The 20,057-nt window shown below is 71.0% G+C and carries 27 protein-coding genes; 13 read left to right on the forward strand and 14 right to left on the reverse strand.

The window, feature by feature from the left end; genetic code table 11:
* The first annotated feature begins 48 nt into the window (after positions 1 to 48).
* Positions 49 to 612, forward strand: a complete 564-nt coding sequence (locus HS99_RS21490; RefSeq protein ID WP_030281935.1) for a DUF4291 domain-containing protein — start codon at positions 49 to 51, stop codon at positions 610 to 612.
* Here the strand turns inward: HS99_RS21490 and HS99_RS45105 are convergent.
* Positions 598 to 771: a hypothetical protein gene (locus tag HS99_RS45105; protein ID WP_167395803.1), complete on the reverse strand. Its 174-nt coding sequence runs from the start codon at positions 769 to 771 to the stop codon at positions 598 to 600. The genes HS99_RS21490 and HS99_RS45105 overlap by 15 nt on opposite strands.
* Positions 771 to 1,574 (reverse strand): hypothetical protein, encoded by an 804-nt coding sequence (locus HS99_RS21495; RefSeq protein WP_050366861.1) that lies wholly within the window; start codon positions 1,572 to 1,574, stop codon positions 771 to 773. Before HS99_RS21495 ends, HS99_RS45105 begins: the two co-directional genes overlap by 1 nt.
* A gap of 71 nt (positions 1,575 to 1,645) precedes the next feature.
* Between HS99_RS21495 and HS99_RS21500 the strand changes: the two genes are divergently transcribed.
* Positions 1,646 to 1,954 carry a cupin domain-containing protein gene (locus HS99_RS21500; protein ID WP_030551082.1) on the forward strand — a complete coding sequence of 103 codons (309 nt, stop codon included), beginning with the start codon at positions 1,646 to 1,648 and terminating at the stop codon, positions 1,952 to 1,954.
* A gap of 50 nt (positions 1,955 to 2,004) precedes the next feature.
* Here the strand turns inward: HS99_RS21500 and HS99_RS21505 are convergent, their stop codons facing one another.
* Together HS99_RS21505 and HS99_RS21510 are read right to left on the reverse strand one after the other, a co-directional pair.
* Positions 2,005 to 2,229: a DUF397 domain-containing protein gene (locus HS99_RS21505; protein ID WP_030551080.1), complete on the reverse strand. Its 225-nt coding sequence runs from the start codon at positions 2,227 to 2,229 to the stop codon at positions 2,005 to 2,007.
* Positions 2,226 to 3,254: a helix-turn-helix domain-containing protein gene (locus HS99_RS21510; protein ID WP_157846570.1), complete on the reverse strand. Its 1,029-nt coding sequence runs from the start codon at positions 3,252 to 3,254 to the stop codon at positions 2,226 to 2,228. The genes HS99_RS21505 and HS99_RS21510 overlap by 4 nt, the downstream gene beginning before the upstream one ends.
* Before the next feature lie 96 nt (positions 3,255 to 3,350).
* Here HS99_RS21510 and HS99_RS21515 point away from each other — a divergent pair, with 96 nt between their 5' ends.
* The 3 genes from HS99_RS21515 to HS99_RS45110 are packed head-to-tail and all read left to right on the forward strand — an operon-like array spanning position 3,351 to position 4,161.
* On the forward strand, positions 3,351 to 3,719 hold the full coding sequence (locus tag HS99_RS21515) for an ATP-binding protein (protein ID WP_046386637.1): 369 nt from the start codon (positions 3,351 to 3,353) through the stop codon (positions 3,717 to 3,719).
* The gene (locus HS99_RS21520; RefSeq protein WP_030551075.1) at positions 3,716 to 4,015 is read left to right on the forward strand and encodes a hypothetical protein; all 300 of its coding nucleotides are present in this window, start codon (positions 3,716 to 3,718) and stop codon (positions 4,013 to 4,015) included. The genes HS99_RS21515 and HS99_RS21520 overlap by 4 nt, the downstream gene beginning before the upstream one ends.
* On the forward strand, positions 4,003 to 4,161 hold the full coding sequence (locus tag HS99_RS45110; RefSeq protein ID WP_157846569.1) for a hypothetical protein: 159 nt from the start codon (positions 4,003 to 4,005) through the stop codon (positions 4,159 to 4,161). The genes HS99_RS21520 and HS99_RS45110 overlap by 13 nt, the downstream gene beginning before the upstream one ends.
* Before the next feature lie 43 nt (positions 4,162 to 4,204).
* Here HS99_RS45110 and HS99_RS21525 read toward each other — a convergent pair whose 3' ends face one another.
* Positions 4,205 to 5,164, reverse strand: coding sequence for a GlxA family transcriptional regulator (locus HS99_RS21525; protein ID WP_030551073.1), 960 nt, complete (start codon positions 5,162 to 5,164; stop codon positions 4,205 to 4,207).
* A 71-nt stretch (positions 5,165 to 5,235) separates the two neighbouring features.
* Between HS99_RS21525 and HS99_RS21530 the strand changes: the two genes are divergently transcribed.
* On the forward strand, positions 5,236 to 5,910 hold the full coding sequence (locus HS99_RS21530; protein ID WP_030551070.1) for an HD domain-containing protein: 675 nt from the start codon (positions 5,236 to 5,238) through the stop codon (positions 5,908 to 5,910).
* Between the two features lie 46 nt (positions 5,911 to 5,956).
* Positions 5,957 to 6,379: a RidA family protein gene (locus HS99_RS21535; RefSeq protein WP_030551068.1), complete on the forward strand. Its 423-nt coding sequence runs from the start codon at positions 5,957 to 5,959 to the stop codon at positions 6,377 to 6,379.
* 234 nt (positions 6,380 to 6,613) lie between these two features.
* Here HS99_RS21535 and HS99_RS21540 read toward each other — a convergent pair whose 3' ends face one another.
* Complete coding sequence (locus HS99_RS21540; protein WP_030551066.1) at positions 6,614 to 7,165, reverse strand: HAD domain-containing protein; 552 nt, start codon at positions 7,163 to 7,165, stop codon at positions 6,614 to 6,616.
* 246 nt (positions 7,166 to 7,411) lie between these two features.
* Here HS99_RS21540 and HS99_RS21545 point away from each other — a divergent pair, with 246 nt between their 5' ends.
* Positions 7,412 to 7,945, forward strand: coding sequence for a hypothetical protein (locus HS99_RS21545; protein ID WP_030281589.1), 534 nt, complete (start codon positions 7,412 to 7,414; stop codon positions 7,943 to 7,945).
* A 10-nt stretch (positions 7,946 to 7,955) separates the two neighbouring features.
* On the opposite strand, the gene HS99_RS45115 is transcribed toward HS99_RS21545, so the two are convergent.
* Both HS99_RS45115 and HS99_RS21550 read right to left on the reverse strand, forming a co-directional pair.
* Positions 7,956 to 8,120, reverse strand: coding sequence for a hypothetical protein (locus HS99_RS45115; protein ID WP_157846568.1), 165 nt, complete (start codon positions 8,118 to 8,120; stop codon positions 7,956 to 7,958).
* 83 nt (positions 8,121 to 8,203) lie between these two features.
* Positions 8,204 to 8,797: a class I SAM-dependent methyltransferase gene (locus HS99_RS21550; RefSeq protein WP_030551064.1), complete on the reverse strand. Its 594-nt coding sequence runs from the start codon at positions 8,795 to 8,797 to the stop codon at positions 8,204 to 8,206.
* Positions 8,798 to 8,836: 39 nt separating this feature from the next.
* Here HS99_RS21550 and HS99_RS21555 point away from each other — a divergent pair, with 39 nt between their 5' ends.
* Positions 8,837 to 9,427 (forward strand): SMI1/KNR4 family protein, encoded by a 591-nt coding sequence (locus tag HS99_RS21555; RefSeq protein WP_050366862.1) that lies wholly within the window; start codon positions 8,837 to 8,839, stop codon positions 9,425 to 9,427.
* 1 nt (position 9,428) lies between these two features.
* Here the strand turns inward: HS99_RS21555 and HS99_RS21560 are convergent, their stop codons facing one another.
* Together HS99_RS21560 and HS99_RS21565 are read right to left on the reverse strand one after the other, a co-directional pair.
* Positions 9,429 to 10,124: an aspartate/glutamate racemase family protein gene (locus tag HS99_RS21560; RefSeq protein ID WP_030281581.1), complete on the reverse strand. Its 696-nt coding sequence runs from the start codon at positions 10,122 to 10,124 to the stop codon at positions 9,429 to 9,431.
* 57 nt (positions 10,125 to 10,181) lie between these two features.
* Positions 10,182 to 12,032: a CocE/NonD family hydrolase gene (locus tag HS99_RS21565; protein WP_043388313.1), complete on the reverse strand. Its 1,851-nt coding sequence runs from the start codon at positions 12,030 to 12,032 to the stop codon at positions 10,182 to 10,184.
* Between the two features lie 318 nt (positions 12,033 to 12,350).
* Between HS99_RS21565 and nicT the strand changes: the two genes are divergently transcribed.
* Positions 12,351 to 13,487, forward strand: coding sequence for a Nickel transporter NicT (gene nicT / locus HS99_RS21570; protein WP_030281577.1), 1,137 nt, complete (start codon positions 12,351 to 12,353; stop codon positions 13,485 to 13,487).
* Between the two features lie 123 nt (positions 13,488 to 13,610).
* Here nicT and HS99_RS21575 read toward each other — a convergent pair whose 3' ends face one another.
* Positions 13,611 to 14,504: an SGNH/GDSL hydrolase family protein gene (locus HS99_RS21575; protein ID WP_043388311.1), complete on the reverse strand. Its 894-nt coding sequence runs from the start codon at positions 14,502 to 14,504 to the stop codon at positions 13,611 to 13,613.
* A 334-nt stretch (positions 14,505 to 14,838) separates the two neighbouring features.
* On the reverse strand, positions 14,839 to 15,510 hold the full coding sequence (gene lepB, locus HS99_RS21580; RefSeq protein WP_030281574.1) for a signal peptidase I: 672 nt from the start codon (positions 15,508 to 15,510) through the stop codon (positions 14,839 to 14,841).
* 151 nt (positions 15,511 to 15,661) lie between these two features.
* Between lepB and HS99_RS21585 the strand changes: the two genes are divergently transcribed.
* From HS99_RS21585 to HS99_RS21595, 3 genes are all read left to right on the forward strand, one after another.
* Positions 15,662 to 16,114 carry a (2Fe-2S) ferredoxin domain-containing protein gene (locus HS99_RS21585; RefSeq protein ID WP_232543038.1) on the forward strand — a complete coding sequence of 151 codons (453 nt, stop codon included), beginning with the start codon at positions 15,662 to 15,664 and terminating at the stop codon, positions 16,112 to 16,114.
* Between the two features lie 135 nt (positions 16,115 to 16,249).
* On the forward strand, positions 16,250 to 16,504 hold the full coding sequence (locus HS99_RS21590) for a hypothetical protein (protein ID WP_030281572.1): 255 nt from the start codon (positions 16,250 to 16,252) through the stop codon (positions 16,502 to 16,504).
* A 181-nt stretch (positions 16,505 to 16,685) separates the two neighbouring features.
* Positions 16,686 to 18,353, forward strand: coding sequence for a purple acid phosphatase family protein (locus tag HS99_RS21595; protein WP_046385999.1), 1,668 nt, complete (start codon positions 16,686 to 16,688; stop codon positions 18,351 to 18,353).
* Between the two features lie 67 nt (positions 18,354 to 18,420).
* Here HS99_RS21595 and HS99_RS21600 read toward each other — a convergent pair whose 3' ends face one another.
* Both HS99_RS21600 and HS99_RS21605 read right to left on the reverse strand, forming a co-directional pair.
* Positions 18,421 to 18,753 (reverse strand): YnfA family protein, encoded by a 333-nt coding sequence (locus tag HS99_RS21600; protein WP_030551054.1) that lies wholly within the window; start codon positions 18,751 to 18,753, stop codon positions 18,421 to 18,423.
* A gap of 18 nt (positions 18,754 to 18,771) precedes the next feature.
* Positions 18,772 to 19,986 carry a pyridoxal phosphate-dependent aminotransferase gene (locus HS99_RS21605; protein ID WP_030551052.1) on the reverse strand — a complete coding sequence of 405 codons (1,215 nt, stop codon included), beginning with the start codon at positions 19,984 to 19,986 and terminating at the stop codon, positions 18,772 to 18,774.
* Positions 19,987 to 20,057 lie beyond the last annotated feature (71 nt).

A 20,057-nucleotide genomic window follows, 5' to 3' on the forward strand; every position in this document is an offset into this window, starting at 1 on the left:
TGGGAAACCGTTGGCGGCACCCGTACGGCGGATGGCAACGTGCGGTGCATGACGCCGCAGCATCAGATCCGTGCCGACTACGATGCCCGTACCATCGTTGTCTACCAGGCATACTCATCCACGATCGCCGACGCCGCACTGCGGGCGGGACGCTTCGTCACCCCGTTCTCGTTCCAGCGAATGACGTGGATCAAGCCCTCGTTCCTGTGGCTGATGCACCGCAGCAACTGGGCCCGCAAGCCAGGGCAGGAGCGCGTCCTCGCAGTGCGGATGACACGGGAAGGCTGGGAGCAGGCCCTGTCCCAGGCCGTACATACGACCGCGGATCCAAAGGCAGTGGCTCAAGCTGCCGTGCACCTGCAGTGGGACCCCGAGCGCTCGCTGCGTGGAGCGGCTCTGAACCACTACAGCATCCAGGTCGGAATCGGTCGCCACCTGATCCGCACGTTCGCCGAAGAATGGGTCGTCGGCCTCACTGACCTCACCCCGCAGGTCCACAAGGCCGCAGCGCTCGTCCGGAACGGACGCGCCGCCCAGGCGCAGCGACTCCTGCCCGCAGAGCGCGTCTACCCGATGAGCCGGACCATGGAAGCGCACCTATCGCCGATGTAGATCCCAGTCGACCAGCAAAGACAGCTCCTCGTCCCCGATTCCCGGCCCCATGACGTAGACGAGAAACGGCCGGCGGTCGTCGACTTCACCGGAGTCCTTGATACCGAGCCGGTGGGCGAGCACGTTGAGGTCGTAGCCGCCAGTGCGCCTCCAGCTCATTATTCAATGCCGGCGGGCAGACACCACTCGAAGGGGAAGAGGTCTGCGGCCCAGGCGGGGTCGGAAGAGGCGGCGGGAGTGCGCAGGAAGGTGCGGTGGCGGAGGAGTTCGCGACGTTCGGCGGGGGTGAGGAGGCGCTCGTCGGGCCCGAGGTTGTGAGGAGCGTCGGGGTGGAGGTCGGGGCGGCCGTCGATCGGGGCGTCCTCGGCGGCGTTCAGCAGGTCGCCGTCGGGGGTGCGGTAGTCGAGGCGGAAGTCGGTGCTCCACTGGGAGTTGCTGCCCCAGCCCTGGGAGAGGTCGCGGGTGGGGCGATGGGCGCGGCGGTGGGTCCAGTAGAGCGGCCAGCGGTCGGCCACCCCGCGCTCGGCGTGGGCGGCGCCGGCCCTGACTCGGACGCCGGCGCGGCTGAACAGCAGCTCGCCGAGCATCAGGCCGGGCCAGCGGGCGCCGAGGATCTCGATGGGGGTGTCCGGGTCGTCGGCCTGTTCGACCTCGGTGATCTCGTGCAGGAAGGGGTCGAAGGGGGAGAGGGTGTCGAAGGGGGTCATGCCGAGGGCGGTGAAGAGGAGGAGGTAGGGCGGGAGCTGGGGGTCGAGGAGGAGGAAGTCGCTGACGCGGCTGAGGGCGTAGAGCTCTTCGAGGAGGTCCCCGTTGTCGGCCCACCAGCGGTCGTGAGGGGTGGCGGTGATGCGGAGACGGGCTCGGTAGTCGTCGGTGGCGGCCTGGGCGAGCCAGGGGGCGATGACGTCCTCGTAGGGGCTTTCGGTGTCGAGTAGTACCTCGTACAGCGCGCGAGCGTTCACCCTGGAGATCCTGGCAGGTTTTGCCAAACGGTCGACCAATTTGATGGTCGGCCCGGATAGCGTCCCTGGTCATGAGCTTGGTGGACCTGAGGGAATGTGCGGCCCAACTGCCCGACGCCTGGCGCTCGGTGGTGCTGGGACGGGTCGGGACGACGGCGGTGAAGGTGCTGCGGATGGACGGCCGGGAACTGGAGCAGGAGGTGCACGGGACGGCCGAGGTGCTGTTCGTTGCTGATGGCGTCCTGGAACTGGACGTGGAGGGGGAGGCGCTGACGGTCGGCGCCGGTGAACTGTGCCAGGTGCCGGCCGGTGCTCGGCACGCGGTGCGGCCGGGCAGCCGGGGGACCCTGCTGATCGTGGAGGTCCCCGAGGGGGAGTGATGGACGGCGGCGCCTCGCCCGGGATCGGGCGAGGCGCCGCAGGGTGCCGACTAGAGGAGACCGAAGTCGAACTCTCCTATGGCGACGGCCTGGATGAACGAGGCGTGCGCCGCGCGGTCGAAGGCGAGAGCAGGACCGGAGGGGTCCTTGCTGTCTCGGATCGCGACCGCCTCGGGAAGGAAGGCACACTCAACGCAGTTGTCGTTACCCCCGCTATAGCTTGACTTCCGAAAAGCGAGCCCGGTGGCGGAAGCGTTGGGGTAGTAGTAGGTCACTTGAGTTTGTCTCTCTGTGCGGTGATGAAATCGAGCGATGAGTCGACCGGCAAAGCTTCAGCCGTGATCTCCTGGAACTTCGCTCGGTAGATCTCCACGTCGTTTGGGTGCTCAACCCAGAGGCTGCTGATCAGCCCTTCCGCGAGGACGACGTCCAGGTCCGCACGTTGGGGAAACCCGAGCAGGGCGAAGGCTCCTGCCATTCCGGGGTGGATTGCTGCTCCTGCCGGCATGACCTGGATGTTGACATTGGACAGGCGGCTCAACGAGACGAGCTTGTCCAGTTGGGCGGACATGATGTCGGGGCGGTTGGCATTTGCGCACAGCGCCGTCTCATGGATGACGGCCCAGACTTGGACTGGGTTCGGCCGGGTGAGGATCGATTGTCGTGCCATTCGGACCTGGACCATGTCCTCGACCGTTCCGCTGGACTCGGTTCGAAGCCGGTCGATGACAACGCGGGCGTACTCGGGCGTTTGGAAGAGTCCGGGGATGAATGCCGGTTCGTAGGTCCGCAACGTCGAAGCATCGGATTCCAGCAGGATCAGATCCGTGGCGGTCGCGTGAAGCACATCTCGGTAGCTCAGCCACCAGCCTCGTTTGCTGCCGTCTTTGGTAATGGCGATCAGCCCGGCTCGGAAGTCCTCATCGTCACACCCGTAGTAGTCGAGGAGCTTGTTGACGTCCTCGATCTTTGCTGCGGTGTGAGCTGTCTCGATCCGAGTGAGCTTGGGCTGGCTCATGCCGGTGGCCTCTGCGACCACCTCTGCGGTGAGCTTCCGCTCCTCACGGAGCTTTCGCAGCACGCCGCCGAGCCTCCGTCGGCGCACGGTCGAGACTGCCATGTTGTCCCCTCCTGAGCTGTCAGTTGACCAGTCTGCCTGTGTGAAGGGCACCAGCGCTACCGACAACTGGCAGTCCTGACTGCCGAATTCAGGTTCGATTTGCATATATGCGATTTCTTGCGAAGGAGTTGCGTCGAGCAGCGCATAGGCCCCATGCTGAGCGTAGTCGACCGTGTGCACTCTGTATATGGCGGCCTGTGGCTCGCCGTTGTCCAAGGCGTGCCTGCCGGCATGCGGCGATGAGTGATCCATTTCGCCCCCCACGGAGGTTCCTTCGTGTTCTCCCTCGAACTCCCCCCTGACTGGTCGGTCCCGCGCGAGGAGTTGCGCGAGGCCACCTCGCGCGCCGGGTGGAAGCCCGACCTGGTCGCCGACGCCGAGGTCGCGCTCCTCGAACTCTTCGTCAACGCCTGGCGCCACGGCGGCAGTGCGGCGCCCTTGGTGGTCGTCCTCATCATCGGCAGCGTCCTGCGCGTCTCCGTCAGTGACCAGAACCCGCTGTTCCCCGCCCAGCGCGACGACCCCGACCCCTACGCCGTCTCCGGCCGGGGCCTGCACCTCGTCCGCTCGCTCACCCACCGCTTCGGCACGGAGCCCCGCAAGGCCGGCAAGTCCGTCTGGTTCGAGCTGGACGCCGCCGCGTGAGCGCCGTCCCCGCCTCCGCCTCCGCCGCCGACGACCGCAGCGGACGTCCGATCGAGCCGGACGACCCGCTGATGCGCACCTACACCGAGATCGAAGTCACCTACCTGCTCGCCGAACTCGCCGAGCGCGGCCGCCGGTTCGGCCTCCTCTGGCCCTCCGCCACCACCGACAGCGTGGTGGACGGCCGCGTCCTCGTCCGCTTCGGCAACGCGCCGGCCAGCACCGTGCTCAACCTCCTCACCCTCCTCCGCTCCCACGACAACAGCAGTGAGGACGACACCCCGTGCGACTCCTGATCGGCCTCGCCCTCCTCTCCCTCCTGATCCTCGCCATCGCCGTCCTCGGCCTCGGCGCGATCGCCGTCCTGCGGATGCCCCACCGCCCGGACGACGTCACCGCGACCACCCCCGCCCCGGCCCGCGACCGCCAACCGGTGGCCTGACCCCCCGCCCCTCCCACGCCGCCCGGCCGGATCCACCGGGCGGCTACCGAGGGGCCGGACTGTCCGACGTCGAGCGTGCGAAGGTGCGGCGGTAGGCGGTGGGGGTGGTGTCCAGTGCGCGCCGGAAGTGCAGCCGCAGGTTGGCTGCCGTGCCCAGCCCGCAGTCCCGCGCCACCTGATCCACCGAGAGCTCCGTGGTTTCCAGCATTTCCCGTGCCCTGCCGACCCGGGCGTTGAGCAGCCACTGCAACGGGGTCGTGCCCGTCTCCTCGGTGAACCGGCGCATGAAGGTGCGCTGAGAGACGCCCGCGTGCCGGGCGAGCACGCGCAGCGTGAGCGGCTCGCCGAGCCGTTGCAGGGCCCATCCCCGGGTACTGGAGAGCGACGCCTCACCGGCCACCGCGACAGGGGCCGGCACGTACTGGGCCTGTCCACCGTCGCGATGCGGGGCGGCGACCAGACCGCGGGCGAGCTGGTTGGCCACCTCCGCGCCCAGGTCGCGGCGCACGATGTGCAGGCACAGGTCGATGCCGCAGCACACTCCGGCCGAGGTGAGCACGTCGCCCTCGTCGACGTAGAGCACGTCGCGGTCGACCGTGACGGCCGGGAAGCCCCGCTCGAACTCGTCGATGTGCTTCCAGTGGGTCGTGGCGTGCAGCCCGTCCAGTACGCCCGCCGCGGCCAGCGCGAAGGCGCCCGTGCAGATCGACACCACACGCCTGCCCCGGTCGCGGGCTTCGGCCAACGCGTCGAGTACGGCGTCCGGCAAGGGGAGGAGCGGTTCGAATCCCGGCACGATCACGGTGTCGGCGGCGCGCACCTGCTCCAGGCCCCCGTCGGCGACCAGGGCGAAGCCCGCGCTGGTGGCCACCTTCGCGTCCAGCGCGCACAGGGTCATCTCGTAGGGGGTCTCCGGCCGGGCGGTGAAGATCTGGGCCGGGATCGCCAGGTCGAGCGGGGTGACCCCGTCCAGCGCCAGGACCGCGACTCGATGCACTGCCATGGCAAGATTCTATCGAAGTATGGAAACTTTGCCTCTCACCAGGTCAGAGGGGTCGCGGCCAGGCTGAAGACATGACCGGACCTACCCACGAGGCGACCGCCGACCTGATCACGCTGCCCGGCACACCGCTTGCCGACGCCGTCGTGAACCTCATCCGGCCGGTGGAAACGCCGTCCGTCTTCAACCACAGCATCCGCAGCTACCTGTTCGCCCGGCTGGTGGCCGGCCGGCTCGGCCTGGCCGCCGGCCACGACTACCAGGACGACCTGTTGTTCGCCGCGTGCGCGATGCACGACCTCGGCCTGGCGTCGGACGGCCCGCACAGCCAGCGGTTCGAGGTCGAGGGCGCCGACCGGGCCGCCTCGTTCCTGACCGACCGCGGAGTATCCGCAGCCGACGCCGACCAGGTCTGGCAGGCCATCGCCCTGCACACCTCCTCGGGCATCGCGGAACGCCGCGGCACGCTGTGCGTGCTCGTCCGCGAGGGCGTCACCCTCGACTTCGGCGGCCGAGTGGGCGCCAACCACGTCGACGCCGTCACCGACGAGCAGGCCGACGCCGTGCACGCCGCCTATCCACGGCTGGACATGATCCGCTCACTCACCGACGCGATCGTCGCGCAGGCCGCGAAGGAGCCGAAGAACGCACCCCGGTACACGACCCCCGGCGAACTCCTCCGCGAACGCGAGACCTTCGGACGGACCCGGCTGGAGCACTTCTACCGTTCGTCCCGCTGGGGCAGCTGACTCCACGGAGCCGACGGCCCGTCAACAAGGAAAGAGGAGCACCGCAATGACCGCCCACACCGTCGAGGTTCCCGAGGACAACGCAGTCTTCGGGCAAACCACCAGCGCCTTCGCGAGCTTCGGCTATTCCGCCGCGGTCCGCGCGCACGGCCTCCTGTTCATCGCCGGAACGATCGGCCGCCGTGCCGACGGAACCATTCCGGACACCATCGAGGAGCAGACCGAGATCGCCCTCCGGAAGATCGAGGAGATCCTTCGGCTGGAGAACCTCGATACGTCCGCCCTCGTCGACGTCACCAGCTACCACGTCGACATCCGCCGGCACCTGCCCGGCTTCATCGAGGCCAAGAAGCGCCTCGTCCGAGCCCCCTACCCGACCTGGACGATCATCGGGGTCAGCGGCCTCGCCAGCCCGGGACTCCTCGTCGAGATCCGCGCGACCGCCGCGTACCCCGACGCACCCCGGTAGACCGCCGTTCCCGGGTCCGGGCTCTCTCCTGGGCTGGGCCCAGGAGAGATCACCGTCCGGATCCGGGCCGGCGTTTGCGGACTCGCCTCGGCCGCGCAGGCACGCGGGCTGACCACGGAGGAGCAGCGCGACCGGCTCCACACAGACCTGGCGGCCGCCGGCGAACAGGGCGCTTTCCACCTGTCGGTGACGATCTTCGCAGCCGTCGCACACCGGCCCGGCTGACCGACTGCTTCAGCCCAACGAGCGGGCCCACTCCGCAAGTCGTGTGAAGTCGCCCGCCGTCAGCCCGACCTTCGGGTCGACGCGGTGGAGCAGCGCCGGGCCGTCGTGACGGGCCCGGACCCAGGAGCGGTCCGCGTCCGTGATGTGGTCGTCGACCCAGGCGAAGGGGCGGCCCCGGGCCCAGGCGACGATCTCCGGCGTCTTCCAGAACACCCCGCCCTCCGGTTCGGGCCGCGGCTCGGACCAGGTGATGAACGGCAGTTCGGGCAGCCCGAGGACCGGCGCGATGAAGGCGTTGGCCTCCTCCTCCCAGGTCGTCGCCCACACCAGGTCGTAGGGCAGCGCGGTGAGCGCGGGCCCGTGCTCCGGGTTGAGCCAGACCCGCAGCGGCTTCGGCCGCTTGTGGGGCGTGCCCCACCAGGCGAGCCGGCGGCGCTCGGCGGCCGCCCAGCGCGGCGTCACCAGCCGGTGGGTGCCGTACCCCTCGGGCCGCCGGTGGGGCTTCCCCGCATCGGGGTTCAGCGGCCCGTCCACGTCCAGCAGCAGCACCGGCCGCACCATGGAGCACCTCCCTCGATCGCCCCCGCACGTCAGCGGCCGGGACGGCCTGCGCCCAACGCCATGACGGCAGTCTTCTGACCCGCTGGCACGGGCTCAACAGCATTTCGCAGGAAGTCGGCCCGGTCGACTTCCTGTTCCTGCCGGGCCCGGCTTGGACGGGTGAGCAACGAGCCATGGTGCTCGGGTGGTTGGTGGGTCTACGTTGGCGCGGTGAGTGCTTCGACTGGCGCCGTACGAAGACGGCGCGTGTTCTTCTCCGTCGGCTGGGCCGTACTCCTGGCGGCGGTCGTGGTGCCGCCGTTGGTGGTCGGGCCGGCGTTCGCGCGTTCGGGGGCGTTGATCGCGTCCGGGCTGGTGGCGGCGCTCGGGCCCGCCGTCCTGCTGGAGGCCGCGACGGCGCGGCGCAGGAGCGTGCGGGTGGCCGGCGGGGTGGTGCGGGCGCGCACCTGGTCGGGCGAGCGGGAGGTGGACCTGCGGGACCTCGCCATCGTGCGTGCCTGGGAGGCTATTTCGAGGGACGGTGCGCGGACCTTCGTCTCGCTGGCGGACCGCTCCGGCGGCTGGGTGGTCCTGCTCGCCGACGGCGGGCGCCGGCAGCTGATCGCCGACGCGGTGCGCAGGCACGGCGCGGGCTACGTCTCGCCGTGGGCCCTGGGCCTGCTGGGCCTCGAGCCCACCCGGTGGTACGCCGCGGGCGGTCGGGTACTCGGGCTCCTCTTCGTGTTCGTCGCGCTGCTCCCGGCTGGAATGCTGCTCGCCGCGGCCGTCGCCCAGCGCTGAGCCGCCGGCCTCAGCAGTAACCGTGCAGCGCGGCGGGGGATCCGGGCGCGAGACTCGGCCAGGGGCGTTCGGGGATCTGGTCGCCCTCGACGAGGACGAGGACCAGGAAGGGGTCGGCGGGCGCGTGCCCGGCAGCCGGGAGGACTGCCCGTACGGCCGCGGCACCGGCCGCCAATCAATGCGGGGAACGCGGAGACCAGCGGGTCGGCGTGGTTCGGGGGCAGCCGCACAGACCGAGCACAGGCAGTGGCCGGGAAGTCACGGCTTCCGCCAGGTCAGCGAGTACCGCCGTAGCAGGTGCCACCGGTAGCGCACGCCGGGCAGCACCTGCTCTGCCGCCTCCCGCACCCGCCGGTAGCCCATCCCCGGCGCGGCCTCCGGCATGCCCGTCGGGCCCCCGGCACGCCGGAGCACCTTCACGGTCCGCACCAGCGGCGCGGCCGCCACCCGCCGGGCCCAGTCCGCCGCCGTCTCCTCCCGCGCCAGGCCGACCACCACCAGCACCCCACCGGGGCAAAGCAGTTCTCTCATCCGGGTCAGCGCGGCCGTGAAGTCCATGTGGTGGACGGCCGTCACCGAGCAGACGAAGTCGAAGCCCTCGGCGGGCAGGTCGACCGTCAGGAAGTCCCCCTCCAGGAAGGTGGGTTCGGCGTGCAGCGCCCGGGCCCGGGCGACCATCCCGGCCGAGCTGTCCACCCCGACCACCCGGCCGCACCGCCGCGCCAGCTTCGCCGCCAGCAGCCCGTCCCCGCACCCCACGTCCAGCGCCGCCCCGCACTCCGGCGGCACCGCCCGCAGGATCCCGGCGTGCCGCGCCACATTGGTGTTCCAGTACGGCTGTTCCTCGCGCATCCCCCCACGGTAGGGGTCGGCAGGCCCCGCCGTGCGAGCATGGGCGACATGTGGGACGTCGAGGGCGTACGCGCACGACTGCGGGAGCTGGCAGAGGCGGATCCGCGGTACCGGCGTTTCGGCGCGAACCGGCACCGGTACCGGTTGGATCCGCCGGTGCCGGAGCCGGAGATCGCCCGCTTCGAGGCGGCGCACGGTTTCGAACTTCCGTCTTCGTACCGGGCGTTCATCACCACCGTCGGAGGCGGCGGCGCCGGTCCGAACTACGGGTTGTACCGCTGGGGCAGTACCACCTGGGCTCGCCTGCAGACCGACCTGGGCCCCGACTGGGCCGATCACTTCGCCGTCCCCTTCCCGCACACCGAACGGTTCCAGCCCTGGCCCGAGTTGGAGATCTGCGCCCGGCACACCCCGGACGACGAGTCCTTCGACCCCTGCTGGTTCACCGGATCGATGGTGCTGTCCGAGCTCGGTTGCGGTGGGTTCCTGCGGCTGGTGGTGACCGGCGAGGCCCGTGGCCAGGTGTGGTCGGACGACCTCGCGTACGACAAGGGCCTGAATCCCGGGCCGCAGTTCCGGGACTGGTACCTGGACTGGTTGGCGAGGGAAGTGTCGACCCCGGGAGGGTAGGTCAGTCCTCCGCCAGGGCGGCCGACACGGCGGCCTCGGCGTGCAGGCGGGCGGTGGGGAAGACCGGGACGGGGCTGTCCCCGGGCCCGACGAGGAGTTCGATCTCGGTGCAGCCGAGGACGATGCCTTCGGCGCCCGCCGCGACCAGTTCCTGGATGACCTGCCGGTACGCCGTCCGCGCCTCCTCGCGGACCACCCCGACGCACAGTTCCTCGTAGATCACCCGGTGCACCAGGGCGCGGGACTCGGCGTCGGGGACGAGGACGTCCAGGCCGCCGGAGGCCAACCGGCCCCGGTAGAAGTCCTGTTCCATGGTGAACGCCGTCCCCAGCAGCCCGATCCGCCGCAAGCCCGCCGCCCGGACCGCGTCCGCCGTGGCGTCGGCCAGGTGCAGCAGCGGGACGGTCACCGCGGCCGCGACCTGGTCGGCGACCTTGTGCATGGTGTTGGTGCAGATCAGCAGCAGTTCCGCGCCCGCGGCCTCCAGTGAGCGGGCCGCGTCCGCGAGGACGGCGCCGGCCTCCTCCCACCGCCCCGCCGCCTGCAGCTGCTCGATGTCGGCGAAGTCGACCGAGTGGAGCACGAGTCGGGCGGAGTGCAGGCCGCCGAGCCGGGCGCGGGTGAGTTCGTTCAGGGTGCGGTAGTACTCGGCGGTGGATTCCCAGCTCATTCCGCCGATCAGGCCGAGGGTTTTCATGCGGCCATTTATAAGCCAAGCGGGAAAATCAAGGCAAGTGCATAAGGATATCTTTGATCAACTCTCTCGTTCCACCCGGTGCTGCCATTCCCGGGTGAACACCACCGACCCCGCCTCCAGCGCCCGCAGCTGCACCACGCTGATGAAGTGCCCGGCGTCGCAGCGCAGTTGCGTCCGGGTCTGGACGGTCACGTCCCAGCCGAGGTCCGGCCGCTCCAGCCGCACGGTGCGGTCGGTGCGGGCCTGGGCGCTGAGCGGGGCGCCGGTGAGGATGCGGTAGGCGGTGACGGTGTGCTCGTCGCGGACCAGGCCGTCGGGGTGGGTGCGGGTGCCGTCGGTGGCGGGGGAGAGTTCGGTGCGCCATTCGTGGCGGCCGATGTCGTGCACGGTGAGGTGTTCGGGCCGGGCGGTGAGCGGTTCGGTGAGGTGGACGGCCAGTGGGTCGGGCAGCGAGGGGGTCTCGAAGGTGACGGGCGGGGCGCCGACGTCGGCCGCCAGGTGGCGGACCGGCAGGCTGAGGGTGGAGCGGGACGGGTCGAGGGCGTACCCGGTGTCGTCGGCGGGCGGCCACACCCAGGGCCAGTAGACGGAGGAGAACGCGAGCCGGAGCCGGTGTCCGGCCGGGACGGTCGCGGCGCAGGCGGCGAGCTCGACCTCGGCGTCCGGGCCGGCGGCGGTCAGCACGCCGCGGGTGAGCAGGGTGGAATCGCCGTCGGGGCCGACCGCGCACAGTCGCGCCACCACCTGGACGGGCCTGCTGTCGGAGCGCAGCCGCAGTCGCGCGACGGGGATGCCCAGCAGTTCGACGGGCTCGGGCAGCGGCTGGGAGTCGAAGCAGACCGAGCGCCCGTCCTCCTCGCGCTGGTCCGGCGGCTGTTCGGCGGCGCGACCGTGCGAGACGTACGCGCCGGCGTTGAGGCCGGTGTGCTGGGGGGAGCGGACGTGGACGTAGCGGTCGTCGGAGGCGGTGCCGGCGGTGCGCAGCTGCCCGTCGAGGTTCCAGTGGATCTCCCGGACGTCGGGCGAGGGCCAGGCCTCGTCGCCGGTCCAGCGGGTGCTGATCCAGCTGCGCAGGGCCGGTTCCTTGGCGACGCCGGTGTCGACGCCCCGCAGCCAGTGGTCCCACCAGCGCAGGGTCTCGGGCAGGGCGGCCTCGGGCAGGCCGTGCGGCCAGGGGCCGATCAGGGCGCGGGCGGTGGGGGACTCGGAGAGCAGGCGCAGCACGAAGGAGCAGGACGGGTCGCCCCAGCCGGCCACTGCGAGGACCGGGACGGACACCGGCACGGTGGTGTCCCCGGCGGCGAGCCAGGCGTCGACCGGGGGTTCCAGCGATTCGAGCCGGGCCAGCCAGCCGGGCCGCCAGGCGTCGCCGAGCCGGAGCGGGTCCGGGGGCAGGGCGGCGTCGGCGACCAGCGCGGTGAGCCGGGTGTGCAGGTCGGCGGCGAGGAGGGCGCCGCCGAGGCGGTGGCCGCCCTGGGGGCAGGCGGTGACCGCCGCGCCGACGGTGTCCGGCACCCGGGCGGCGAGCCGCAGCGCGGTGGTCCCGGCGGCGCCGACGCCGAGCAGGCCGACCCGGCCGCTGCACCAGGGGCGGCGGGCGATCCAGTCGATGACGGCGGTGCCGTCGGCGAGTTCCTGTTCGTCGCCGGGTTCGCCGGGCAGGCCGCCGGAGTTGCCGTGGCCGCGGGTGTCGACCCGGACGGCGGCGTACCCGTGGCCGGCGTACCAGGGGTGGCGGCGGGCGTCCTCGGCGGCGGTGCGGTCGCCGAGGCGGTCGGCCGAGTACTCCAGCAGGGCGGGGACGGGCTCGCCGCCGACCGGGCGCCACACACGGGCGGCAAGCTCCGTGCCGTCGGGCAGCGGGATGCGGACGTCCTCGCGGGTGGTGTGGAAGGGGTACGACGGCATGGCCGCTCCCATCGAATCCCGGGCCGGTGAGCGCCGAGCGGCCGGGGGCGCGGAGGGGATCGCGCCGTGGGCGTCGGCATTCCGACCCTGGGTGAGGAGGTCGGCATTCCGACCCTAGGGGAGGAAGCGCCCGATTTCCTGACGAAGGCCCCGCGGCGGTGATGCCCCGGAAGCGCGCGGCGGTGGGTCGCGCGCCCCCGGCCTGCGCCGTCGTGGATCGGTTCGCCGCCGTCCGGCATTTGCGCATGACTTGCAACTGCTCGCCCGAGCGGGGAAAGATGGCCCAGCTCCGCCCGGATCACCCGAAAGGACCACAGGATGCCCAGCACCGCCCCGGGTGCCCCGGCAGGCGCCGCACCCGTCAGATGGCGCGACCGGCTCACCCGTGAGGAGTGGATCCGGCTGGCCGGGATGGGCGGCTTCATCCTCGCGCTGCACGTCATCGGCTGGTTCACCCTGCTCGCCCTGGTCGCGCCCGAGCACTACGACGTCGGTGGCCAGGTGTTCGGCGCGGGCATGGGCCTGACCGCCTACACCCTCGGGATGCGGCACGCCTTCGACGCGGACCACATCGCGGCGATCGACAACACCACCCGCAAGCTGATGGGCCAGGGGAAGCGGCCGCTGTCGGTCGGCTTCTGGTTCTCGCTCGGGCACTCCTCGATCGTCTTCGGCCTGTGCGCGCTGCTGGCCTTCGGCATCCGCACGCTCGCCGACCAGGTGGAGGCGGACGACTCGACCCTGCACCGAATGACCGGCCTGATCGGCACCACCGTCTCCGGCTCGTTCCTGCTGCTGCTCGGTCTGATCAACCTGGGCGCCTTCAACGGGATCCTGCGGGTGTTCCGCCGGATGCGCCTGGGCGAGTATGACGAGGCCGAGCTGGAGCGCCAGTTGGAGCGGCGCGGGCTGATGAACCGGATCCTCGGCAAGGTCACCCGGGCGGTGAGCAAGTCCTGGCACATGTACCCGGTGGGCCTGCTGTTCGGCCTGGGCTTCGACACCGCCACCGAGGTGTCCCTGCTGGTGCTGGCGGGCGGCGCGGCGGCCTTCTCGCTGCCCTGGTACGCGCTGCTGACGCTGCCGATCCTGTTCGCGGCGGGGATGAGCCTGCTGGACACCATCGACGGCTCGTTCATGAACTTCGCCTACGAGTGGGCGTTCTCCAAGCCGGTCCGCAAGATCTACTACAACCTGACCGTCACCGGGCTGTCGGTGCTGGTCGCGCTGGTCATCGGCCTGGTCGAGCTGATCGGCCTGCTCGGCGAGAAGCTGGACATCACCAGCGGGCCGATCGCCTGGATCGGCGACCTGGACCTGAACTTCGTCGGCTACGCGATCGTCGGCCTGTTCGTGCTGACCTGGATCGGGGCGATCGCGTTCTGGAAGTTCGGCAAGGTCGAGGAGAAGTGGTCGGCCGGGCTGGCGGCCGCCTCCGCCGCAGAGGCGGAATAGCCGCGGAAAAGCGCCGAACGCAACCGAGGGGCCGGTGACCGGGGTCTGGTCATCGGCCCCTCGGGGTCTTTCCGGAGCCCCGTGCCGTCGTTCGGGACCTTCCGGAGCCCGTTGCCGCCGTGGTTACCTCAGCGCGGCGAGGACCGCGTTCGCCATCACCTGCTCGCCGGTCGCGTTCGGGTGGAACGGCACGGCGGGCGAGCCGGGCAGCGCGCCCTCGATCCAGCGGTCGTCGGAGCAGACGTCGTGTCCGCGGGTCGGCGTCGCGGTGTCCACGTACGTCGCGCCGTTGGCGGCCGCGGTGGACTTCAGGGCGGCGTTCAGCTTGTTGAGCACCCCGTACATGTACTCGACGTCGCCCGGCGTCACCGGCTGGCGCAGGATGCACGCGGAGCCGTCGGCGGGCAGCACGGACGGGTAACCGACCAGCAGCACCCGGGCCCCGGGCGCCTTGGCGTGGATCTGCTGGAGGGTGGTGGCGATCTGCGGGGCGATGGTGGTGGTGACCCGCTCGGCCAGGTCGTCGTTGCCGTACTGCCAGGACCAGGTGTTCCAGTCCCAGTAGCCGTGGTGGTAGACGTCCTTGCAGGGCGTGCCGAGCGGGTTGACGGTCGCGCCGGCGATGCAGGTGGCGACCAGCTCGCCGAGGCCGAGGTCGCTGGCGGCGAGGTCGTTGCCGCCGATCCCGAGGGTGACCAGGTCGGTGTCGGCGGTCACCGAGTCCAGCTGCGGGTCGTTGACCCGGATGAAGGCGTCGTACTGCGGCTGGGTCATGGCCTTGACCTTGGCGGCCGCGCAGGTGACGTCGGTGTAGGCGCCGGCCTCGAGCGAGGCGGCGACCAGGTGGCCGTAGTTGTGGTCGGAGCGCAGGCACAGGCCGGCCGACTGGCCGGGCACGCCGGCGCCGGCGGCGTAGGAGTCGCCGAGGGCCACGTAGTGCTTCGGGGCGGGGATGGCGGCCTGGGCGGTGGTGGAGGTGAGCGCGAGGGCTGCACCGACGGCGACGGCGGCGAGCACGCTCGAATTGCGGAGTCGCCGGGAATTCCGGGCAGGGCGGAGCACGGTTCCTCCTGGGGGAGAGAAACGAAGGGTGGGGGGTCGTGCCGAGCCGGGCCACAGCTACTCGCAGGTAAGTTACTGCCAGGTTTCGGCGGCGTCCATGCTTTCGACGGAAATTCCGGAAAACCCGTCAGATGGCACCGGGTGACATTTCGAATTCCGCTCCACCGTGTTTCGAAAACAACTCCGATACGCGGTGGAGCGGAATTCGAGCGCCGGTCGAGGCCGGTCGAGTCGGTCGACGCGAGTCGAGAGGGACGCCAGCCGAGAGGGACGCCAGCCGAGAGGGACGTCAGTCGAGGGGGACGGCCGGAGCGCGGCGCCGGGCGGCGGCGAAGGAGGCGATGACCACCGAGCCGAGCACCCCGAAGACGGTGAGCAGGGCGCCGAGCACCATCAGCAGCGCCGCGCCGATCAGCTTGCCGGGCAGGGCGGGGGAGTCGTTGCCGGAGTGCCAGACCACGCGGTCGCCGGTGAGTGCGGCGAGGTCGACGGTGCCCTGGTGGCCGTCGTCCAGGTGGAGCCGGGAGTCGGTCGCGGTGGCCCGCCGGTCCCCCATCAGGAAGGCCCGTCCGGGCGGGACGGTGACGTCGAAGTCGCGCCGGCAGGTGTCGGACTGCCGGTCGGCCGGGTCGTCCAGCGGCTGCCCGTCGAGGCTGAGCCGCCCGCCGGCGCACGTGATGCGCTGGCCGCCGAGGGCCGTCACCCGGAACACGGGGGAGCCCTGGAGGCCCCAGGGGGAGTCGGCGATGTAGATCTCGCCGCGCCGGACGTCCGCCGCCGCGACCTTGTCGGCCAGCATCCGGTCGCCCGGGCGGAGCACCGGTTCCATCGCCGTGCCGTCCATGCGGTGGACGGAGTAGCCGCCGGTGAGGACCACCGAGAGCCCGAGCGCCCCGCACAGGATGCCGGCCACCGCCACGGCCACCGCGAACCACAGGCCCCGGGCCCTCCGTTTCGGCATTCGCCCGTTCCTCTTTCCTCGGCCGTTCGTCGGTCGGATCCTATTCCAGGCCGATCGGGTGGCCCTCGGAGGCCTGCGGCCTGACAGGTACAGTTCCGGTGCAGAGCGTGCCGTCGACCGGGGCCGCCGACCAGGAGGGGGACCAGAGCGGATGAGCCGCCGAGACCGTGACCGCGAGGGTGGCCGTGACCGTGACGGCAAGGGCGGCCGTGGCCGGGACGGCAGGCGGGGCACCGGTTCCCCGGTGACCGTCACCGTCTGCCGGGGCTGCTGCTGCGGCACCGAGGCGAAGCACCCGGGGGTGGACCACGCGGGGCAGTACGAGCGGCTGCGGACGGCTGTCGGCTCGGCCGGCCGGGTCCGGGCCGTCACGTGCCTGGACGTGTGCACCCAGTCCAACGTGGTGGTGGTCGGCCCGTCCAGCGAGGGGCGGGCGGCGGGTGGCCGTCCGGTCTGGCTCGGCTTCGTGCTGATGGACGAGATGATCGACGACATAGCGGCCTGGGCGCACGCGGGCGGGCCCGGCCTCGCCGACCCGCCCGGGCTGCTCGACCTCCAGCTGATCTCGGTCTCCCGCCGGGTCCGCGAGGGCCTCGCGGAGTGACCGACCGCCACTGAGCCGCCGCCACCGGCCGGCCGCCACTGACTTTTCGTCAGTTGCGCGACCCGGGACGGCTTCGAGGTCGGCCCACTACCATGACCGGTGGCATCCAGCGGTTCCGCGCGAAGGAGGAAGACGATGACGACGGTCTGCCGCATCTGCGCGGGCACCGGCCGCACCGCCGGCCTCAACTGCCGCACCTGCCAGGGCACCGGCACCACCGAGGTGGGCGGCGGGGGCGGCAACTGCTTCCTCTGTGACGGCACCGGGGTGTACGTCCGCTACCGGGTGGACGCGACCGGGGCCAAGCAGGCCTACCGGGACGAGATCTGCCGCACCTGCGACGGCACCGGCAACCGGTCCGCGAACCTCTGGGACGAACCCTCCACCTGACCCCCCCTCCGGCACCCGCCGGATCGAGGGGTGAGCCGGGGAGATGATCCGTCATCTTTCTGATACGGACATGTTCTTTACTGATTCGTGACCCAGCGTTGGTGTTCGAGTGGCGGAGGCGCTGACGCCCGTTCACCGGGAGTCCGTGTGCGGTCAACGCACCGCTGACAGAGTCCCGCGCATGGATATCCCCAACATGGGCGTGCCGGCCAAGCTTGCCGACCGCATGAGCATGGCCGAGCAGCACGAGTACCTGCGGGCCCGCTTCTCCCGCCGTCGGATGCTGCGCGCCGGCGCGGTGACCGTGGGCGCCGTCGCCGTCGGCGGTGCACTCGGCAGTGCGCCGGCCTTCGCCGCCCCGGCCGGTCCCCAGCTGCTGACCGGCGCCACGACGGCCGGGATCGACGGCGCGCTGGTCGCGCCGATCGGCCGCCACCTCCAGTTCGGCGCCGAGCCGGACACCCAGTTCCGCATCTCCTGGCAGGTGCCGGCGCCGGTCAAGAAGCCGTTCCTGCGCTTCGGCAAGCACCCGTGGGAGCTCAGTCACAAGGTCCAGGCCGAGGTCCGCGCCCTGCACACCCCGGCGCTGACCCCGAACAGCCAGCCGGTGGACCAGTACTACCTGCACGTGGCGCTGGAGGACCTCCACCCCGACACCACCTACTACTACGGCGTCGGCCACGAGGGCTTCGACCCGGCCTCGCAGCAGCAGATCTCCACCCTGCACACCTTCCGCACCGCGCCCTCCCGCGACCACCGCTGGGGCAAGGTGTACGAGCCGTTCACCTTCACCGCCTTCGGCGACCAGGGCGTCAGCGCCCACGCGGCCGGCAACGACAACATCATCAGGGCCCAGAAGCCGGCGTTCCACCTGCACGCCGGCGACATCTGCTACGCCGACCCGGCCGGTTCCGGCACCGACCCGGACAAGTCCGTCTTCAACGCGAGGACCTGGGACGACTTCCTGGTCCAGACCGAGACGGTCGCCGCCGACATCCCGTGGATGGTCGCGTACGGCAACCACGACATCGAGGCCTGGTACTCGCCCAACGGCTACGGCGGCGAGAACAGCCGCTTCTTCCTGCCGGACAACGGCCCGGACCCGCGCAAGGTCCCCGGCGTCTACACCTTCCGCTACAAGAACGTCGGCGTCATCTCGCTGGACGCCAACGACGTCTCCTACGAGATCCCGGCCAACCTGGGCATCTCGGCGAACCAGCAGACCAAGTGGCTGGAGCGCACCCTCAAGGACCTGCGGAGCGACGAGACCGTCGACTTCGTCGTGGTCTTCTTCCACCACTGCGCCTTCTCCACCACCGTCGCCCACGCCTCCGAGGGCGGCGTCCGCGAGGCCTGGGTGCCGCTGTTCGAGAAGTACCGGGTGGACCTGGTCATCAACGGCCACAACCACATCTACGAGCGCACCGACGCCATCCTCGGCAACAAGGTCTCCAAGCAGGTGCCGAGCGGCGCCACCATCGAGCCCGCCAAGGACGGCGTGGTCTACGTGACCGCGGGCGCGGCCGGCCGCAGCCTGTACAAGTTCGACGTGCCGGACACCTACGAGGGGCACGAGAACCACCAGGACGAGGTGAAGACCTACTACTGGGGCAAGGGCAGGGTGAAGGTCCCGGAGACCATCCAGTGGTCGCGGGTGCGCTACACCGGCTACTCCTTCATCAAGGTCGACGTCACCCCGGCCCACCTGGGGCAGAAGTCGGTCATGAAGGTCACCGCGCTGGCCGAGAACGGCACGCAGATCGACAACTACACGATCCTGCGCAAGGTCGGCGAGGGCTGGGACTCCAGCGGCGACGACGACGGGCAGGGCGGCGGCTGGGGCTGGTAGTCCCCGATCGGCTCGTTTCCGATCGGCTCGGCCCCGAGCGGTCCGGTGCGGCCCCGGCGCTGGAGGTTCAGCGCCGGGGCCCGTACATGATCACGCCGACCCCGGCCAGGCAGACCAGCGCGCCCAGCACGTCGTAGCGGGTCGGCCGGAAGCCGTCCACGACCACGCCCCACAGCAGCGACCCGGCCACGAACACCCCGCCGTAGGCGGCCAGCACCCGGCCGAAGTCCGCGTCCGGCTGCAGCGCCGCGACGAAGCCGTACGCGCCGAGCGCCAGCACGCCCAACCCGGCCAGCCACCACGGCCGTTGCTCCCTCACGCTCTGCCAGACCAGCCAGCAGCCGCCGATCTCGGCGAGCGCGGCGAGCGCGAACAGGGCGACGGAGCGGAGGACGGCCATGGGGCCGATCGTAGGCGCTCAGCTCTGCCGGTACGTCGCCAGGAAGCGCCCGATCCGGTTGATCGCCGTCTCCAGGTCGTCGGCGCGCGGCAGGGTGACGAAGCGGAAGTGGTCCGGGCGGGGCCAGTTGAAGCCGGTGCCCTGGACGACGTGGATCTTCTCGCGCAGCAGCAGGTCCAGGACGAAGCGCTCGTCGTCGACGATCCGGTGCACGGCGGGGTCGAGCCGGGCGAAGGCGTACAGGGCGCCCTTGGGCCTGACGCAGCTGACGCCGGGGATCTCGTTGAGCGCCTTGACCGCGATGTCGCGCTGCTCGGTGAGCCGGCCGCCGGGCAGGACCAGGTCGTTGATCGACTGGTGGCCGCCGAGCGCGGCCTGGACGGCGTACTGCGCGGGTACGTTGGGGCACAGCCGCATGCCGGAGAGCATGGTCAGGCCCTCCAGGTAGTCGGTGGCGTGCTGCTTGGGGCCGGAGACGACCAGCCAGCCGCTGCGGAAGCCGGCCACCCGGTAGGCCTTGGAGAGGCCGTTGAAGGTGAGGGTGAGCACGTCGTCGGCGAGGGCGGCCAGGCAGTGGTGCTCGGTGCCGTCGTAGAGGATCTTGTCGTAGATCTCGTCGGCCAGCACCATCAGCTGGTGGCGGCGGGCCAGGTCGAGGATCCCCTCCAGGAGTTCCTTCGGGTAGACCGCGCCGGTGGGGTTGTTGGGGTTGATGACGACGATCGCCTTGGTGCGGGCGGTGATCTTGGCGGCGATGTCGTCCAGGTCCGGGTACCACTCGGCCTCTTCGTCGCACAGGTAGTGCACGGCCTTGCCGCCGGCCAGCCGGACGGACGCCGTCCACAGCGGGTAGTCCGGCATCGGGACGAGCACCTCGTCGCCGTCGTCGACCAGCGCGGTGACCGCCATCTGGATCAGCTCGGAGACGCCGTTGCCGAGGTAGACGTCGTTGACGCCGACGCCCTCGACCCCGCGCTGCTGGTAGTACTGCACGACCGCGCGCCGGGCCGGCAGGATGCCGCGGGAGTCGCTGTAGCCGTGCGCCGAGGGCAGGTTGCGGATGATGTCCTGGATGATCTCCTCGGGCGCCTCGAAGCCGAACGGTGCCGGGTTGCCGGTGTTCAGGCGCAGCACGCTGTGCCCGGCCTCCTCCAGGGCGTTGGCCTGGTCGACCACCGGCCCCCGGATCTCGTAGCACACGTCATTCAGCTTGCTGGACTGCCGAAACTCCATCTGCGGCCTCCCGACCGTCACCACCGCTCCGTTGCTTCTGCTTTGTTCTACCAAGCTGGCACTTGGAAAGT

The sequence above is a fragment of the Kitasatospora aureofaciens genome (genome assembly GCF_001188955.3).
In the GTDB taxonomy this organism is placed as follows: domain Bacteria; phylum Actinomycetota; class Actinomycetes; order Streptomycetales; family Streptomycetaceae; genus Kitasatospora; species Kitasatospora aureofaciens.